This window comes from Pantoea sp. sgz302252 (assembly GCF_047713085.1).
GTDB lineage: Bacteria > Pseudomonadota > Gammaproteobacteria > Enterobacterales > Enterobacteriaceae > Scandinavium.
Genome location: NZ_JBLFJW010000011.1, coordinates 63,652 through 81,234, shown reverse-complemented (window position 1 = coordinate 81,234; position 17,583 = coordinate 63,652). Strand labels below are relative to the sequence as shown.

Annotated in this window: 13 protein-coding genes; 12 read left to right on the top strand and 1 reads right to left on the bottom strand. The window is 46.5% G+C overall.

Annotated elements, in window-relative coordinates; genetic code table 11:
• Positions 1 to 94 precede the first annotated feature (94 nt).
• The 5 genes from pnuC (at position 95) to ACLW56_RS10695 (ending at position 4,338) form a co-directional block, all read left to right on the top strand.
• Positions 95 to 652, top strand: coding sequence for a nicotinamide riboside transporter PnuC (gene pnuC / locus ACLW56_RS10715; protein ID WP_330983763.1), 558 nt, complete (start codon positions 95 to 97; stop codon positions 650 to 652).
• Entirely contained in the window at positions 649 to 1,674 is a 1,026-nt protein-coding gene (locus ACLW56_RS10710; RefSeq protein ID WP_330983762.1) for an AAA family ATPase, read from the top strand. Before pnuC ends, ACLW56_RS10710 begins: the two co-directional genes overlap by 4 nt.
• 51 nt (positions 1,675 to 1,725) lie before the next feature.
• Complete coding sequence (gene tyrB / locus ACLW56_RS10705) at positions 1,726 to 2,919, top strand: aromatic amino acid transaminase (RefSeq protein ID WP_330983761.1); 1,194 nt, start codon at positions 1,726 to 1,728, stop codon at positions 2,917 to 2,919.
• Positions 2,920 to 3,126: 207 nt separating this feature from the next.
• Positions 3,127 to 3,843 carry an acid phosphatase AphA gene (gene aphA, locus ACLW56_RS10700; RefSeq protein WP_330983760.1) on the top strand — a complete coding sequence of 239 codons (717 nt, stop codon included), beginning with the start codon at positions 3,127 to 3,129 and terminating at the stop codon, positions 3,841 to 3,843.
• Between the two features lie 141 nt (positions 3,844 to 3,984).
• Complete coding sequence (locus ACLW56_RS10695) at positions 3,985 to 4,338, top strand: MmcQ/YjbR family DNA-binding protein (RefSeq protein ID WP_330983759.1); 354 nt, start codon at positions 3,985 to 3,987, stop codon at positions 4,336 to 4,338.
• Here the strand turns inward: ACLW56_RS10695 and uvrA are convergent, their stop codons facing one another.
• A complete protein-coding gene (uvrA, locus tag ACLW56_RS10690; protein ID WP_330983758.1) occupies positions 4,339 to 7,161 on the bottom strand; it encodes an excinuclease ABC subunit UvrA in 2,823 nt (940 codons plus the stop codon).
• A gap of 248 nt (positions 7,162 to 7,409) precedes the next feature.
• Here uvrA and ssb1 point away from each other — a divergent pair, with 248 nt between their 5' ends.
• The 7 genes from ssb1 (at position 7,410) to drt3b (ending at position 16,772) form a co-directional block, all read left to right on the top strand.
• Complete coding sequence (ssb1, locus tag ACLW56_RS10685) at positions 7,410 to 7,943, top strand: single-stranded DNA-binding protein SSB1 (RefSeq protein WP_330983756.1); 534 nt, start codon at positions 7,410 to 7,412, stop codon at positions 7,941 to 7,943.
• Between the two features lie 158 nt (positions 7,944 to 8,101).
• Complete coding sequence (locus ACLW56_RS10680) at positions 8,102 to 9,349, top strand: site-specific integrase (protein ID WP_330983755.1); 1,248 nt, start codon at positions 8,102 to 8,104, stop codon at positions 9,347 to 9,349.
• On the top strand, positions 9,336 to 10,874 hold the full coding sequence (locus ACLW56_RS10675; RefSeq protein WP_096977185.1) for a site-specific integrase: 1,539 nt from the start codon (positions 9,336 to 9,338) through the stop codon (positions 10,872 to 10,874). The genes ACLW56_RS10680 and ACLW56_RS10675 overlap by 14 nt, the downstream gene beginning before the upstream one ends.
• 16 nt (positions 10,875 to 10,890) lie before the next feature.
• Positions 10,891 to 12,924: an integrase gene (locus ACLW56_RS10670; protein WP_330983754.1), complete on the top strand. Its 2,034-nt coding sequence runs from the start codon at positions 10,891 to 10,893 to the stop codon at positions 12,922 to 12,924.
• Positions 12,917 to 13,336, top strand: a complete 420-nt coding sequence (locus ACLW56_RS10665) for a hypothetical protein (RefSeq protein ID WP_047407003.1) — start codon at positions 12,917 to 12,919, stop codon at positions 13,334 to 13,336. The genes ACLW56_RS10670 and ACLW56_RS10665 overlap by 8 nt, the downstream gene beginning before the upstream one ends.
• Before the next feature lie 51 nt (positions 13,337 to 13,387).
• Complete coding sequence (drt3a, locus tag ACLW56_RS10660; RefSeq protein WP_213382023.1) at positions 13,388 to 14,737, top strand: antiviral reverse transcriptase Drt3a; 1,350 nt, start codon at positions 13,388 to 13,390, stop codon at positions 14,735 to 14,737.
• Positions 14,730 to 16,772 (top strand): antiviral reverse transcriptase Drt3b, encoded by a 2,043-nt coding sequence (gene drt3b / locus ACLW56_RS10655; RefSeq protein ID WP_330983753.1) that lies wholly within the window; start codon positions 14,730 to 14,732, stop codon positions 16,770 to 16,772. Before drt3a ends, drt3b begins: the two co-directional genes overlap by 8 nt.
• Positions 16,773 to 17,583: the final 811 nt, after the last annotated feature.

Genomic DNA, 17,583 nt, shown 5'->3' with positions numbered 1-17,583 from the left:
TCCATTACAGGACCATTGAGCCATTAAGATAGCAAGGCGGTACACAGCCAGGTATGGTTAGCGAGCGAATGAGAATCTTGTTACAGGAATAGCAATGTCTGGAATGGAACTGGTCGCTTGTCTTACTTATGCCCTGTCGGTATGGCTAGCGGCTCGCAATAACGTCAATACCTGGTGGATTGGTATCGTTGGTTGTCTGCTTTACGGTTGGGTTTTTTTCGTGGCGAGACTTTATGCCGATGTCACCTTGCAGGTGTTCTTTATCTTGACCAGTGGTATTGGCTGGGTCCATTGGTTGAAAGGAAACCAGGGCTGTAAGAAAGTTATTACCCGAACAACACGGCGCTCATTGGTTATTATGCTGGTGGGCGCGTTTATCGTCGCAGTAATTTATGCTGCAATTCTTCACTTCTATACCAATGCCTGGTCTCCCTGGCTTGACTCTTTAATTTTGACCTTTAGTGTGCTTGCACAGCTTATGCTGATGAGGCGTAAGCTCGAAAGCTGGCCTATGTGGCTCATTGTCAACACTATTGCGGTTCCTGTATATGCAGCTCGCGAGCTTTGGCTAACTGCTGGTCTCTATCTTATTTTTTGGGTTAACGCCTGGTATGGGTTTTATCAATGGCGCAGAGAATGGGCCACTCAATGAAATCATATGCCTGCGGTCTGGTAGTGGGTAAATTTTCACCGCTGCACAAAGGCCATGAAAAATTGATTAATATGGCCCGTAGTCAATGCGACATTCTCATTATCATCTCTTATTCAGTGCCCTCACTCCCTGGCTGTGAGGTTGAGAAGCGGCAGAGGTGGCTGGAGGGTCTGTTTCCTGATACAAAAGTTCTGGTACTTGACCCTGACAAAGTGGTCGCTCAAGGACTCGACGTGTTGCCCGCAAATGATGATCGTGAAGACAAACATCGGCATTACATGGCTGATGTTTGTCTTAAAGTATTGCGTATGTGCCCCGATGCAGTGTTTACAGCGGAAGAGTACGGCGACGGGTTTGCCGATGTTTTAAGTCGGCGTTTCGGAAAAACGGTTAAACACGTGCGCACGCAACGTGAGACGGGTGCATCAGCCGTTTCAGGTACGCTGATTCGTTCTGATGTGCATCGCTGGCGTCACTACCTCTCGAAGACAGTTTATAGCGATTTCGTTAAGCGTATCTGCTTGTTGGGAGGGGAGTCTACGGGCAAAAGTACGCTCAGCGAAGCGTTGGCAAAGGTGCTTAACTGCAATTTTGTGCCAGAGTATGGTCGTGAACGTTGGGAGCAGGTTGGGGGCGAATTAGCCTATGAAGATTTTTTGCACATTGCAGAGATGCAAATTCGCAGAGAAGAACTGGCAAGTATTTATCCTTGGCTGGTTTGTGATACCTCGCCACTCACCACACTATTTTATTCCTGCCATCTTTTTGGCCAGGCTGAAGCCAAACTTTGGGAACTCGCCAACCGCCCGTATGATCTGATTGTTCTCTGTTCCGCAGATTTCCCCTTTGTTCAGGATGGCACCAGACAAGGAAATGCATTCAGGGAATTACAACAGGCATGGTATGAACAAGAGCTGGTAGCCAGAAATATCCCTTTTTTGGTTGTTTCAGGCAACCTCGAACAGCGTATTGCGCAGATACTTGCACTTCTTAGAGAAGAGGCTCTCGATCTCAAAGGCTGATCCGGTTTATTGTGGTGATTCCTGCCCTGTGTAACCCTGGAGAATCATCGCGTGTTTCAGAAAGTTGACGCCTACGCTGGCGATCCCATCCTTTCGCTGATGGAAAAATTCAAAGAAGACTCCCGTCGTGACAAAGTGAACCTCAGCATCGGTCTTTATTACAATGAAGACGGCATTATTCCGCAATTACAGGCAGTTGCTGAAGCGGAAGCGCGTCTTAATGCTGCGCCGCACGGGGCTTCTGTCTATTTGCCGATGGAAGGTCTGAACACTTACCGCAACGGCGTTGCGCCTCTGCTGTTTGGTGCCGATCACCCGGTGCTGGCGCAAAATCGCGTGGCGACCATCCAGACGCTGGGCGGCTCCGGTGCGCTGAAAGTGGGGGCTGATTTCCTCAAACGTTATTTCCCAGGCTCGAAAGTGTGGGTCAGCGACCCGACCTGGGAAAACCACATCGCCATATTTGAAGGGGCCGGCTTCGAAGTAAGTACTTACCCATGGTTTGATGATCACACCAACGGTGTGCGTTTCGAAGCGCTACTGGAAAAGCTCAATAGCCTGCCAGAAAAAGATATCGTTCTGCTGCACCCTTGCTGCCACAACCCGACCGGGGCGGATCTCACCGATGCCCAGTGGGATGCGGTGACGGAAGTCCTGAAAGCACGCAACCTTATCCCGTTCCTCGACATCGCCTATCAGGGCTTTGGCGCAGGCATGGAAGAAGATGCGTACGCCATTCGCACCATTGCCAGCGCAGGCTTGCCCGTGCTGGTCAGCAACTCGTTCTCTAAAATTTTCTCTCTGTATGGCGAGCGCGTCGGCGGCCTTTCTGTCGTGTGTGAAGACAGCGAAGTGGTCAGCCGCGTGCTCGGCCAACTGAAGGCCACTGTGCGTCGTAACTACTCCAGCCCGCCGAATTTTGGCGCACAGGTAGTGTCGGCCGTGCTCAACAATGCTGGCCTGAAAGCCTCCTGGCTGGCGGAAGTGGAAGCCATGCGTACCCGTATTCTGGCGATGCGTCAGGAACTGGTGACAGTGCTGAAGCAGGCGATGCCGGAGGGGAATTTTGATTATCTGCTGAAGCAGCGCGGCATGTTCAGCTACACCGGGCTGAGTGCCGCTCAGGTCGATCGTCTGCGTGAAGAGTTTGGCGTCTACCTGATTGCCAGCGGACGTATGTGCGTGGCGGGTCTCAACTCGCGTAACGTTCAGCGTGTTGCCCAGGCGTTCTCTGCTGTGATGTAAGCGCTCACTTACGCTGGCTTTTGTCTTAAGGCAAGGCCAGCGTACTTAACGTCCTGCCAACAGTAAGGGTTTGTGATCATCACCCTTTTCTATGACATTAATCGTCAATATTCCTTCCCTTCATGTGGTTGCGCGGTTAAGGTCAACCTGACTGCTGAGCAGTCTTCCTCCTCGAAAAAATAAAAACTGACTCATTCAGGGGTAAAAATGCGCAAAATTAGCCTGGCGCTTAGCGCCGTTTGTTTGCTGTTTACGTTAAACAGCGCCGTTGTCGATGCCCACGCCTCCTCACCTTCTCCGCTGTATGTGGGGACAAATGTCGCGAAACTCGCCGAACAAGCGCCCATCCATTGGGTCTCTGTGGCACAAATTGAAAACAGCCTGTTAGGTCGCCCACCGATGGCCGTAGGGTTTGATATTGATGACACCGTGCTGTTCTCAAGCCCAGGATTCTGGCGCGGTAAAAAAACGTATTCACCAGAAAGTGAAGCCTATCTGAAGAACCCGGAGTTCTGGGAAAAAATGAATAACGGTTGGGATGAGTTCAGCATCCCGAAAGAAGTGGCTCGCTCGCTGATTGCGATGCACGTGAAGCGTGGCGACAGTATTTACTTTGTGACTGGCCGTAGCCAGACCAAAACCGAAACCGTGACGAAAACCCTGCAAGACGATTTCTTAATCCCTGCGGCAAATATGAACCCTGTGATTTTCGCCGGGGACGAGCCTGGCCAAAACACCAAAACACAGTGGTTGCAGAGCAAGAACATCAAGCTGTTTTACGGTGACTCAGATAACGATATCACCGCGGCCCACGACGTTGGAGCCCGTGGCATCCGCGTTTTACGCGCTTCGAACTCGACCTACAAACCATTGCCAAATGCCGGTGCGTACGGCGAAGAAGTTATCGTTAATTCAGAATATTGATCGCGGAAAACGGCACACTTCAGGTGTGCCGTTTTTTTAATCAGTTTCGTTTCCCCTTTCCCTCGACTTGCTGCACACTTAGTCAGAAGATCTTCATGGCAGAACGCGGCATCGTGCCGCTGGGCTACAAGGGGAATGACGATGACCATTTCGGAGTTACTGCAATATTGCATGAGCAAGCCCGGTGCGGAACAGAGCGTTCACAGCGACTGGAAAGCCACGCAGATTAAAGTCTCAGACGTGTTGTTTGCGATGGTGAAAGAGGTGGAAGGTCGCCCGGCGACGTCACTGAAAACCAGCCCTGAGCTGGCAGACTTGCTGCGTCAACAGCACGGTGATGTCCGGCCAAGCCAGCATTTGAATAAAGCACACTGGAGCACCGTTTATCTCGACGGTACGCTGCCGGATTCGCAGATTTACTACCTGGTGGATGCCTCTTATCAGCAGGCGATGGGGCTGCTGCCGGAAGCGGTCCGACAGCAGCTTTCAGACTGATTACAGCATAGGTTTGAGGAAGCGTGCCGTGTGCGAGGCTTCGCACTCTGCCACGGTTTCCGGCGTGCCTGACACCAGGATTTCCCCGCCGCCGCTACCGCCTTCAGGGCCGAGGTCAACAATCCAGTCTGCGGTTTTAATCACGTCGAGGTTGTGCTCAATCACCACGATGGTGTTGCCCTGGTCACGCAACTGATGCAGGACGTCCAGCAGTTGCTGAATATCCGCAAAGTGCAAACCGGTGGTCGGCTCATCAAGGATATAGAGCGTCTGGCCCGTACCGCGTTTTGACAGCTCACGCGCCAGTTTTACACGCTGGGCCTCACCACCGGACAACGTTGTTGCGGATTGGCCAAGGCGAATGTAAGTCAGGCCGACATCCATCAACGTTTGCAACTTACGCGCCAGCGCTGGTACGGCATCAAAGAACTCGCGTGCTTCTTCAATGGTCATATCCAGCACTTCGTGGATGGCCTTGCCTTTGTACTTAATCTCCAGCGTTTCGCGGTTATAGCGTTTGCCTTTGCACTGGTCGCACGGCACGTAGATATCCGGCAGGAAGTGCATCTCAACCTTGATAACACCATCGCCCTGACAGGCTTCGCAGCGCCCGCCACGTACGTTAAAGCTGAAGCGGCCCGGTGTATAGCCGCGTGCACGGGATTCCGGCACGCCAGCAAACAGCTCGCGAACAGGCGTGAAAATGCCGGTATAGGTTGCCGGGTTAGAGCGAGGCGTACGGCCGATGGGGCTCTGGTCGATATCGATAACTTTGTCGAAATGCTCAAGACCCGAGACATCACGATACGGTGCAGGTTCAGCGATAGTCGCGCCGTTGAGTGCGCGCTGCGCTATCGGGAACAGCGTGTCGTTAATGAGCGTCGATTTTCCGGAGCCGGATACCCCGGTCACGCAGGTGAACAGCCCAACCGGCACGGTCAGGGTAACGTCTTTCAGGTTGTTGCCACGTGCGCCAGTCAGCTTGAGGACTTTTTCCGGATTGGCCGGAACGCGCTGTTTCGGCACTTCGATTTTACGCTTGCCGCTCATGTACTGGCCGGTTAACGATTCAGGCACCGCCATGATGGCTTCTAACGGGCCTTCCGCAACCACTTCACCGCCGTGAACGCCAGCGCCAGGACCGATGTCGATAACATGATCTGCGGCGCGAATCGCATCTTCATCGTGCTCAACCACAATCACCGTGTTACCGAGGTTACGCAGATGGATAAGCGTGCCGAGCAGACGCTCGTTATCGCGCTGGTGCAGGCCGATGGACGGCTCATCCAGCACGTACATCACCCCGACCAGGCCCGCGCCAATCTGGCTTGCCAGACGGATACGCTGCGCTTCGCCGCCGGAGAGGGTTTCTGCGGAACGGGAAAGTGTCAGGTAGTTAAGGCCAACGTTGACGAGGAACTTCAGGCGATCCCCAATCTCTTTCAGCACTTTTTCGGCAATTTTTGCACGCTGCCCGGAAAGCTTCATGTTGTTGAAGAAATCCATGGCGTGACCGATGCTCATGTCGGAAATGGTCGGCAGCGCGGTGTTTTCCACAAACACGTGGCGCGCTTCGCGATTCAGACGTGTGCCGTCACAGCTGGTACACGGGCGATTACTGATGAATTTCGCCAGCTCCTCGCGCACCGCATTGGACTCAGTCTCTTTATAGCGACGCTCCATGTTATGCAGCACGCCTTCAAACGGGTGGCGGCGTACCGAGGTGTCGCCACGGTCATTGATGTATTTGAATTCAATGGTTTCTTTACCTGAACCGTACAACACGACTTTTTGCACGTGCGCGCTCAGGCTGCCCCACGGGGCTTCCACATCAAATTCATAATGTTCCGCCAGTGAGCGAAGCATCTGGAAATAATAGAAATTACGGCGATCCCAGCCACGGATTGCACCGCCTGCAAGGGACAGCTCAGGATTCTGAATGATGCGATCCGGATCGAAATATTGCTGCACGCCCAGGCCATCGCAGGTTGGGCAAGCCCCCGCCGGGTTGTTGAACGAGAACAGACGCGGTTCCAGTTCACGCATGCTATAGCCGCAAATCGGGCAGGCAAAGTTGGCCGAGAACAGCAGTTCTTCGGCTTTCGGATCGTCCATGTCGGCGACGACAGCGGTGCCGCCGGAGAGCTCAAGCGCGGTTTCGAAAGATTCTGCCAGGCGCTGGGTGAGATCGTCTCGCACCTTAAAGCGGTCAATCACCACTTCAATGGTGTGCTTCTTCTGCAGTTCCAGTTTCGGGGGATCGGAAAGGTCACAGACTTCACCGTCAATACGTGCGCGGATATAGCCCTGACTAGCCAGGTTTTCCAGCGTTTTGGTGTGCTCGCCTTTACGCTCTTTGATAACCGGTGCCAGCAGCATCAGGCGCTTGCCTTCCGGCTGCGACAGAACGTTATCCACCATCTGGCTGACGGTTTGCGCGGCCAGCGGGACATCGTGGTCAGGGCAGCGCGGCTCGCCCACGCGGGCATACAGCAGACGCAGGTAATCGTGAATTTCAGTGATGGTCCCCACGGTAGAACGCGGGTTATGCGACGTTGATTTTTGCTCGATTGAAATGGCGGGTGACAGCCCTTCAATATGGTCAACGTCCGGTTTTTCCATCAGCGACAGGAACTGACGCGCATAGGCGGACAGCGATTCCACATAGCGCCGTTGCCCTTCGGCATACAGCGTATCGAACGCCAGCGAAGATTTACCTGACCCCGAAAGCCCGGTCACGACAATGAGTTTGTCGCGAGGGATGACGAGGTTGATGTTTTTGAGGTTGTGGGTGCGGGCGCCCCGAACTTCGATCTTATCCATTCACCTTTCCCGGTAGAGACTCGGCATGCCTGGTTTGCTTGAAGGACAAACGGCAGAAACGGCTAATTATGACACAGTTTAACCTGAATGAATATACAGTACTGGAATCGTGCTTCAGGGTTTCGCTGCAACAAAGTCTGTCCATAAATGAAACCTGGAATCAGACTCGCAAACTATCAAACGGGCACTTTGTAATGCTACAATCCCCGACTTAAACTATTCAGATATTCTTTTCAGGAGACACAGTCATGGCCAGCAGAGGCGTAAACAAGGTGATTCTCGTCGGTAATCTGGGCCAGGACCCGGAAGTACGCTACATGCCAAGTGGTGGCGCAGTTGCCAACATTACGCTGGCTACTTCTGAATCCTGGCGCGATAAGGCGACCGGTGAAATGAAAGAGCAGACTGAATGGCACCGTGTTGTGCTGTTCGGCAAACTGGCGGAAGTGGCCGGTGAGTATCTGCGCAAAGGTTCTCAGGTGTACATCGAAGGCCAGTTGCGTACCCGTAAATGGACGGACCAGGCGGGTGCTGAAAAATACACCACTGAAGTCGTGGTTAACGTCGGCGGCACCATGCAGATGCTCGGCGGCCGTCAGGGCGGCGGTGCACCAGCAGCCGGTGGCCAGCAACAGGGCGGAAGCTGGGGCCAGCCACAGCAGCCGCAAGGCGGCAACCAGTTCAGCGGCGGCGCGCAGGCTCGTCCACAGCAGTCTGCTGCTCCAGCACCGGCTCCGTCTAACGAACCGCCGATGGATTTCGACGACGATATCCCGTTCTAGAGTTAACTTGTGAGTTATTTGTAAAGAATCCATACGCAGGCCCCTGTTAATTCAGGGGTTTTTTGTTTCTATCGTCGGAAAAAGTGTCTTGTATAAATTGGTGATTTTTCACATAAAGTGTACCTTGTAATTGTGTAATGTTTATGGGGTGTGAGTGCATGGAAAAGAACTACAGAGTTACAACATTTGTCATGGATAGTGGCGAGCGCTATTGCATGGTAGTGGATCGTGCTTCTGGGCTTCCCATGTATTACCCCACTCTGTTTCTAACAACTCAAATCCGCAATAGAGAGGATGCTTTTTCAACGATGTTGGCGGCGGCTAACAACCTGGTTATGTTGTTACGCTTTGTAGAGAGTCGCGACATTGACCTTGAGCAGCGGTTTTTGACCAAAGACTTCTTCAAGCCACAAGAGCTGGATGATCTGCGAGATTTTGCTCAGTGCAAACAAAGAAAGGGGCCATTAACTGTGTCCTCTACCTCTTGGTTGGCAGATGCGATGACCGATATCGTTGATAACGGGACACAGCATTCCCGGCTAACAACGTTTGCCAACTATTTACACTGGTATGCGATGCATATCTTAAAGACGACAGAACTGGAAGTTGTCGAAAAGATCAATGCTATGGCGGCGCAGATAAAGACGCGCCGACCATCTAAAAAGCGCAGAAACCACGACTTACAAGACAGGTCATTGAGTGATGTTCAATTGGACGCGCTATTTGAAGTCATCCAGCCTAGATCAGAGTTAAACCCTTTCTCAATAGATGTGCAGCGCCGCAATCGGCTGATGATCTTGCTTCTGTTTTATCTTGGCATCCGAGGTGGTGAATTATTAAATATAAGAATACAGGACATAGATTTTAGCGCTAACAGGATCCGTATCGTTAGGAGAGCAGATGAACAAGCTGACTCTAGAACCAATGAGCCTAATGCTAAAACTAGAGAACGGCTCTTACCGTTGGCTGAATCCTTAGCTCAAGAACTGCATAGTTATATCCTTCAAGATCGCCGGAAAGTCAGAAATGTGAAGAAAAATGACTATCTGTTTGTAACTTACAAGAGTGGACCAACTCTGGGAAATCCTATCTCCAAAGGGGGATATCATAAAATTTTTTCCGTAGTCAGGTCTATATCACCGCAATTGTATGCAGCGACAGGACATTCGCTCCGCCACACTTGGAATCGCAAGTTTTCAGAAAGAATGGATGCCATGAATGAGAAAGTCAGCGAGGAACGCCAAGAGCAACTTCGTTCGTACTTAATGGGCTGGAGAGATGGCTCGGGAACCGCAGCGACTTACAACAAGCGTTTCATTCGGCAAAAAGGTTTTGAGGCCGCTTTGGCATTACAAGCAGGTAACGGCACTAGCTTGCCAGAGGACTTCAAGGATGACCATGAATAACCTCTTACTTGGGTTAGTACCAGAACGAATCCGTGCCAGGGCCAATGGCTACTCTTTTCTGTTGTATGACACATCGTGGACATTGGATAGAAATATCACTATTAATCTTGCTGATATTCACCATTACTTGTCAGATGGGACGCTAGATGGCTGCCTGCGCACACTGGCGTTTTATGCATCCAATCGTTCTTCTTCTCATACAAAAAATATTCTTGAACGGTTTCAGCACATGCTGCGTGAGACTGACGCGAGAGAAATTACTGATACGGTATTGATTAATTATCGGTCGATGCTGTCGCCTGCAACAGAATGGTATCTAGCAACCATCCGTGGCTTTCTTCGATCCTGGCACGAACTGGGCTATCCCGGCATCAGTAAGGAGGTGAACCGCTTGCTAGATGGCTGGACGCTAAAGGGTAATCGTAAGGGGGATGCGGTTAAGCGCATGGATCCTCAAGAGGGGCCACTGACGGATAATGAGCTGACAGCGTTTAACGAGGGGGCTGTTCGGGCTTATGAAAAGAACTTAATTACTATAGCTGAGTTGGCTATGGCACTTGGCACCAGTCATACAGGACGTCGTCCCATTCAGATCTCGCTGCTTCGTGTGGTCGATGTCCTTTGTGGTAAAAATGAAAAGGGAGAGCCCTTCTATGTGTTGAATGTGCCGCGAGCCAAGCAGCGCAGCAGCTCTTTCCGAATAAACTTCAAACCATTTGCAATATCACTGGAACTATGGGCAATCCTGAGTGCTCAGGCAAGAAATGCGATTGCGCAGGTTGAAAATCGTTTGGGGTTTGAATTGCAGGAAGATGACCGGCAGCAAATCCCTCTTTTTCCTGATCTTGATGTGTTAGATGCCGTCCAATCTCCTTATGAATTCCGCCAACTGCTTGCTACCGACAAACTCCACATTCCCGCCGCAGAGATAACCGACACCCTCCAATACATCGTAGAAAAGTCCGACATCCGGTCGGAACGTACCGGTGAGCTATTACATATCAATGCTCGTCGTTTTCGTTATACCACAGGCACACGAGCAGCCCGGGAAGGCTTTGGCGAGCTGGTGATTGCGGAACTGCTTGACCACGCGGACACCCAAAACGCAGGCGTTTACATCAAGAATATCCCCGAGCATGTGAAAAAGCTTGATGAGGCGGTTGGCTTCCAATTAGCACCATACGCTCAGGCCTTTGTCGGGGCACTTGTCGATTCAGAGAGAGACGCGCATCGAGGTAACGACCCTACCAGTCGTATTCGGACCGAAATGGGTCAGGGTGTTGGTACTTGTGGAGAACATGGCTTTTGTGGTGCCAATGTTCCTATTCCTTGCTACACCTGCATGCATTTCCAGCCTTGGCTGGACGGCCCACATGAAGATGTCTATCAAGGACTGCTCAACGAACGTGAACGGGTGAAAGAGATAACTGGCGACATCCAGATTGCTGCCGTACTTGATCGCAGTATTATCGCGCTGGCAGATGTGATCATGCGTTGTGCAAAACGTCGTGAAGAGCTTAGTTAACAGGGAGCAATAACCAATGGCTGAGATTTTCCTGTTTAAGCCAAAGGCTACGCTGACAGCAGAAGAAAACCTTCGAGTATTCATATCCAAGTGCCGAGATCAATTGACTGTATTCGGCTCCGATTTAAATTGGGGAGCACCTGTTTGGCCAAACATAATTGTATTTGCCAAGTTAGGCATGACTACGCGAAAACCTATACAGGGAGAGGTACAAGACCCTGCGTTCATTGATTTTGCCAAAGCTTATTTCCGTTACCAGCAGGGGCATCATCCCACGGGAGCAAAGAATGAAAGTAAGACTTTCCGTACAGTCGAGGCGGCTTTACTTCAAGTCAATGGGAATGCAAATATTAATGGCCTTTCGATTTCAGTACTGGATGAAGCAGCCGAGTTGGCAAGGCAGCACTACTCCGATGGCTCAGCATATCATTGTGGTCGAGAGATTGAGCGGCTGGCTAAGTTTGTCGTTGAAAACCAGCTTGTATCATGTGCTGTGCAAAATTGGATCAACCCCATTAAGCGTGCAGACGACAAGAACAAAACAGGTAGAGAGGCGAAAAAAAATAGGGAAGAGAAACTACCGAGTGATATCGCTCTCAATGCGCTTGCGGAAATTTTTGCCAATGATCCAATAGACGGAAGAGACATATTTACAACATCGGTATTTGCCATGCTGATGTCAGCTCCTTCACGCATTTCTGAGGTGTTAGCACTTCCTGCGGATTGTGAGGTGTTCGAAACGGACCGCGATGGTATAGAACGCTATGGTTGGCGTTTCTTTGCCGGTAAAGGCTATGAGGGAGACATCAAATGGATACCCACAGTAATGGTCAGCGTCGCTAAAACAGCCGTCGCCAGAATTAAAATGTTAACTGAGAATGCTCGGCAACTGGCTAAGTGGATTGAGTCACATCCGAATAGATTTTACCGCCATGCTAACTGCCCTGATGTCGCCGATGATGAGCCTTTGACGGCTGAGCAGTCATGTATGGCTCTCGGTCTTGTCTCTGAATCCAAAAAACAATGCCGTTCTTCTCTTTATAATCGAGGGTTGGCCCATAAAGATCGTGTGCATACACTAAGAAGCTTGTGGGAGCATACGTTGGCGCGTTTGCCTGATGACTTCCCGTGGTTTGATAAAGACAAGGGAATTAAGTACAGCAATGCCTTGTTTGCACTGAATGCAAATCAGTTCCACGGTAACAGAGGATGCCTACCAGTAGAATTGCATAAGCCAACCAATAATTTCTTCAACAGCGATCTAACTCCTCGTCTTGCTTTGAAAGGAAAACACACCAGTATCTTTGATCGCCATCGTTATCATGCTGTAAACGGAGAACCGGTAAAACTGACCTCACACCAGGCTCGACATCTACTCAATACCATTGCCCAGCGCGGCGGTCTGTCAAACCTGGAAATTGCCAAGTGGTCGGGGCGGGCAGATGTGAAACAAAATCGAACTTACAACCACATGACTGAATATGAGCTGGTTGGCATGGCTGAACGCCTCGATTCCTCAAAAGCTCTATTTGGGCCGGCAGGCGAGGTGGCGAAGCACTTTCCTGTGACTATGCTGGAGTTCAATACCTTAGAGCATGCCGCAGTCCATGTGACGGAGTATGGCTACTGCGTACATGATTACACCATCGGACCTTGCGAGAAGTTCCGAGATTGCATCAATTGTAACGAGCAGGTTTGTATCAAAGGCGAGGATACAGAAATATTGGATCGGATTAAGAAACGTTTGGTGACGTTGGAACAAATGCTTTGTATTGCTGATGAAGCGGTAGAAAGCGGCGAGATGGGGGCTGATCGCTGGTATCAATACCACAAGAAAACTGTCACCCGGCTTCGTGAGCTAGTCGCTATTTTAGAGAATCCAGACATTGAAAATGGTGCCCAGATTAAGCTCCGGGGCAATGATTTCAGCCAGCTTCGCCGTGTTGTCGCAAAGACTTCTATTGTGGCCATCGAGCAAAAAGGCAAAGAAAGTGAAGAAGCTGTGATGTTAGATGATTTGAAAACTTTGTTAGGAGGTGGCCTTGGCTAAGCATCTGGACAATAGAGACATTAACGCCATCGTGAATCTAATTCGAGGATGGCAGGAACCAAAACTGTCCTGGTCAGCAATCTGTGAGGCGGCAGAACCATTGGTCGGAAAGTTGCCATCAAGACAGTCCCTTAATGCACATGAAGCAATAGTGACTGCCTATCAAACAAAGAAAGAGGCGCTTAAAGGCCGTGGCCCCAAAAATCCGCGTCCAGCTAGTTTGAACATTGCAGCCGCTAGGATTGTGAATCTTGAAAGCGAAATCGAAGAGCTTAAGGAAGAGAATCGGAGGTACAAACAACAGTTTGTGATCTGGCAATACAATGCATACAAACATGGAATGACAGAACATCAACTTAATGCGCAGTTAACAAAGATTGATCGGGAACGTTCTGACGGTGAAAAACGATGATAATCATGGTAGGAAAATTGTCCGTAATATTGGTCATAAAGGAGATTGAAAATGATTGACCAGTCTTTTTCAGCAAAAAACTTTAGAAGAATATACGACTTGGATAGGAAAAATAAAGGTACTATAGAAGTTGAACACTTTCCTGATGCTTATAAAATCAGGAAAAAAATGATAAGGCTAAAAGGTTTTATTTATTGGCTCGCAAGAAGACATAAAAATGGTCAGATTAGCACGGATAAATTTGAAGAAAAGAAAGGAAAAATTAATTCGCATATCAAGCTAAGGAAGGAGCAATATAATAATGAAGTAAATAGTAAGTTGAAGGTTATTGCAAGTAATGTCAGTGTAAAAGGGTATACTTTACCTCTGACATTGTTGCCACAACAAGTGAAAAATAAAAGTGTATATTCAATTGGGAATTCAGTTGAAGCATTGTTTGTGTCTCGGCAAATAAAATATATTTTAAGTTCTTTATACACAATAAAATCAAATAATAGGGATCTGATTATCAGTCGCCTAAGCGCTTTGGCTAAGGAAATGAGCCCAAAGTACATAATCAGGGCCGATGTTGAAAGTTTTTATGAATCTATAAATCATAAGTCTTTATTAGATATTTTACATTCGTCACCTAAATTATCTGTTCCTCCACGTCGGGTTATTACGCAGTTAATTAGAAAGTATCAGGCTTTGACAGGGTTAGATAAAGGAGTGCCTCGTGGTGTAGGCATAAGTTCGTATTTATCTGAGCTGTATATGAGTGTTGTAGATAATAAAATAAGAACGCTATCAGATGTTACTTATTATGAACGATTTGTAGATGATTTGATAGTAATCTTCTCACCAAATAAAGGAGGGAATATAGGTGACTATCTCCCCAAGATCACTAATATTATAAATGACCGTGGCTTGCTTCTTAATAATAAAACAAAAGAGTTGGATTTATTTACGCAATCTAACAAAAACTTTGAGTATCTAGGCTATAAATTTCAGCTAACTGCTGGAGGTTGTAGTATAAAGATGAGTTCTAATAAAGTCCAAAAAATAAGGAATCGGATTGATAAAACATTTTATGAATATAATCAGAGTGTTAGTAAAACACCGAAGAGAGCAGCAAGAAATATTTTACTTAGAATGAAATTCCTTACCGGAAATACTCGGCTTTATAATAGTAAGTCAAAAGCTTTTGTTGGCATATATTTTAGCAATCGATTCATAACTGATTTATCTGATTTAAGCGGATTGGATGCTTATTTATCTAATAAAATAAATGGATTGCAAGATCAGAAACTTAAAAAAAGAATTAGTAGGTTTTCTTTTAAAAAAGGATTTGAAGATAAAATTTTTAGGAAATTTAGCTTCATCGAATTTAGCGATATATCAAAGGGATGGTCACATGTCTAAAAAAGCATTATCTATAAATTTCCCAATAGAGCGAGTAGTTCTTTCCGATTTTCTACCATATGAAGTTCCTATTATTTTTTCAAATAGACATTTCTACAACTTTATTGTTAAACATCAAATAAAACATGATGGATTGAATTTTATATGGTTAAAGAGAGATTGTTGTTTAAATAGTTTAATTCTACTTTTGTTGGGTCTTGAACAGAACACCGCAACAGTTGAAATAGTTGATAATGGCATTAGTTATATTATTACAGATATTGAGCATGCTAAACTACCTAGTATTGCCTTTACTTTTCCAATTTCGCATAAGCATAAAGAATACAGATATTTGTCACTAATTCACCCTAAGGGGCAGTTATTAGGTGTTGATTTTTATAGAAATTATAAAGATTTAATAACATACTATTCTAATGTTAGCCCATTTAGCCTCAGATCAGCAAAAAGGGTCGCTGGTTGTACTTACATTGATTCGAAGTCTCTTATTGAAAGTTTTGACAAAGAAGATTTAAGTATTGAGGTTGAAGGCCAGGATTATGAAAATTTAAAATCTTTTTTTGTGTATAAGAAATATCGTAATATTTTTGAGTTTTATGAATCTGAAGATCATCATTGGTGTGAAAAACGTTTTAATTTTCTCTCTAAATTAGATGTATCTAACTGTTTTGATTCAATTTACACCCATTCAATTTCATGGGCTGTTTTGCAAAAAAGTTATGCAAAACAACATTTAAATAAAACAAAGTCGACATTCCCATTTAAATTTGATCAATTAATGCAGAGGTCGAACTACAACGAAACAAATGGCATAATAATTGGACCAGAATTATCCAGGATTTTTGCAGAGATAATAATGCAGTCCGTAGATAATAATATCATCAATGATCTTAATAAAGACGGTTTAGTTCTTGGGGAGGATTACCAAGTATATCGCTACGTCGATGATTATTTCATTTTTTATAATGACGAGGATGTGTTTAATAAAATTAGAATAAGTACGCAGACAAATCTAAAGACTTATAAGCTAAGTTTGAATAAATATAAAGAAGAGAGGTTTTCGCGCCCAATAATAACGCCAATAACTATTGCCAAGAAAAAAATAGCGAATCTGATATCGGAAAGAATATCTTATAATATTACTGACAATGATTCTCTAGATGAAGATTCAAAGAAAGGAAATGTCTACATACATCAAAATAGTTTATCCACCGACTTTAAATCGATACTTTCTGTATCAGGCATAACATATTCAGATATCTTAAACTATTCATTGTCTATAATTGAAAGGAAAATCAAGACACTTTTTAAAGATTATAAAGAGCTTTCAAAAGATGGAAGTGGCGACCGCCAATTAATTAATGCTATTGTATCTGTGGTGAATTTCACATATTTTATATATGCAGTTGCCCCTAAAGTGAATAGCACCATAAAATTATGTAGGATAATTCAGCAAATAATTATGTTTGTTAAAGATCAAAAATTAGGCGAGGAATATCAGCATATTGTATTCAAATGTGTATTCGATAACTCATGTTCTATATTAGATAAATATTCTGTTGATAAAACAACACCTATCGAAACCTTGTATTTATTAGTGCTGATTAGACAGCTTGGTAAATATTATTGGTTAGGTGAAAAAAGCTTGATGAAGTATTTTAATATTAGCTTTGATGGTGGTGTCTACTCATTTGATGATAACTTGAATTACTTTTCCATTACTTCTCTAATGTTTTATATGAGTGACAAGAAAAGATATGATGGAGTCAGGGCGCATCTTTTGCTTCATATTGATAATATTTATAGCATGAAAGTTGATACACTTTTAAATGAGTCTGAATTGGTTCACTTAACGTTGGACCTAATTGCTTGCCCATACATATCTGTTTCTTTTAAGAAGGCTCTGCTTTCTCGTTATGGTATTGACGAATCGTATGTAAAAAGAATTATATCATTAAATGAATATTGGTTTACAAAATGGAATGACTTTGATTTTGCAAAGGAACTGGACGCGAAACTTAGCAACGCTGTATACTGATAGGAAGCGCATCAGGCACCCTTAATGGCTGTTGGCAGCCGCACACACCAGCGCTAACAGGTATGATTGCCCTATGCATGGGAATTATGCTTGGCAAGATTCGCCTGAGTCTTTCCTTTGAGGTAGCCCCCTACTGCACAGCTTTTGGCCTATGTAGTAGGGGGTTGTCGAGACTAAAGTGACTTAGGCACCATTCTATCCAGCTTGGAGACACACCGGATTAGATTTGCAGGTGTCAAAACCAGCCTGACTATTCTCTTACATACTTAATGTAAATTAATCAGTGTACCGTGACTTTGCACGGCGTTCTTGAATGTTTTCGCCATGGTTGATTCGTTCATTACCACAAATATAACAAGAACATGAACAAGGTGTTTGGTAAATTTTCCCTACAGCTTTCGGTGTTTTAGCGACCGTAGTTCGATATGTTTTTCTCTTGGATTTTAACCGAGATATATGGTGGCGACGCCAGGCCCGATTTCTAACCATTTACATTCACTCCAAATTTCGAACGCGGCGTCATACCGCGCCCTTATCAATCTTTGGAGTTTTATATCAACATGGTTTTTCATGAATACCTCGGTATATGTCAACATATGGTGGAGCATTATATCACTAACTTGTGGATGAAAAGTCTGACACCCCACATTTTCATCTAGGCTCGATAATTGTCAACTATAAGACAGGCGATTAGGTCTATCAGTAGAACGGCGAAGACGGCTAAAACGAGTTTGCTGGTCGTCAGCGTGTTGCAACACGGTTAGTCCAGAGCTTACTGGCCGAGATTGATAGGCAACAGCAACGACCAATC

Bases quoted from the DNA above. Each gene is read 5' to 3' on its own strand.
- pnuC (WP_330983763.1), top strand. From the start codon at position 95: ATGTCTGGAATGGAACTGGTCGCTTGTCTTACTTATGCCCTGTCGGTA.
- ACLW56_RS10710 (WP_330983762.1), top strand. From the start codon at position 649: ATGAAATCATATGCCTGCGGTCTGGTAGTGGGTAAATTTTCACCGCTG.
- aphA (WP_330983760.1), top strand. From the start codon at position 3,127: ATGCGCAAAATTAGCCTGGCGCTTAGCGCCGTTTGTTTGCTGTTTACG.
- ACLW56_RS10695 (WP_330983759.1), top strand. From the start codon at position 3,985: ATGACCATTTCGGAGTTACTGCAATATTGCATGAGCAAGCCCGGTGCG.
- uvrA (WP_330983758.1), bottom strand. From the start codon at position 7,161: ATGGATAAGATCGAAGTTCGGGGCGCCCGCACCCACAACCTCAAAAAC.
- ssb1 (WP_330983756.1), top strand. From the start codon at position 7,410: ATGGCCAGCAGAGGCGTAAACAAGGTGATTCTCGTCGGTAATCTGGGC.
- ACLW56_RS10680 (WP_330983755.1), top strand. From the start codon at position 8,102: ATGGAAAAGAACTACAGAGTTACAACATTTGTCATGGATAGTGGCGAG.
- ACLW56_RS10675 (WP_096977185.1), top strand. From the start codon at position 9,336: ATGACCATGAATAACCTCTTACTTGGGTTAGTACCAGAACGAATCCGT.
- ACLW56_RS10670 (WP_330983754.1), top strand. From the start codon at position 10,891: ATGGCTGAGATTTTCCTGTTTAAGCCAAAGGCTACGCTGACAGCAGAA.
- drt3a (WP_213382023.1), top strand. From the start codon at position 13,388: ATGATTGACCAGTCTTTTTCAGCAAAAAACTTTAGAAGAATATACGAC.
- drt3b (WP_330983753.1), top strand. From the start codon at position 14,730: ATGTCTAAAAAAGCATTATCTATAAATTTCCCAATAGAGCGAGTAGTT.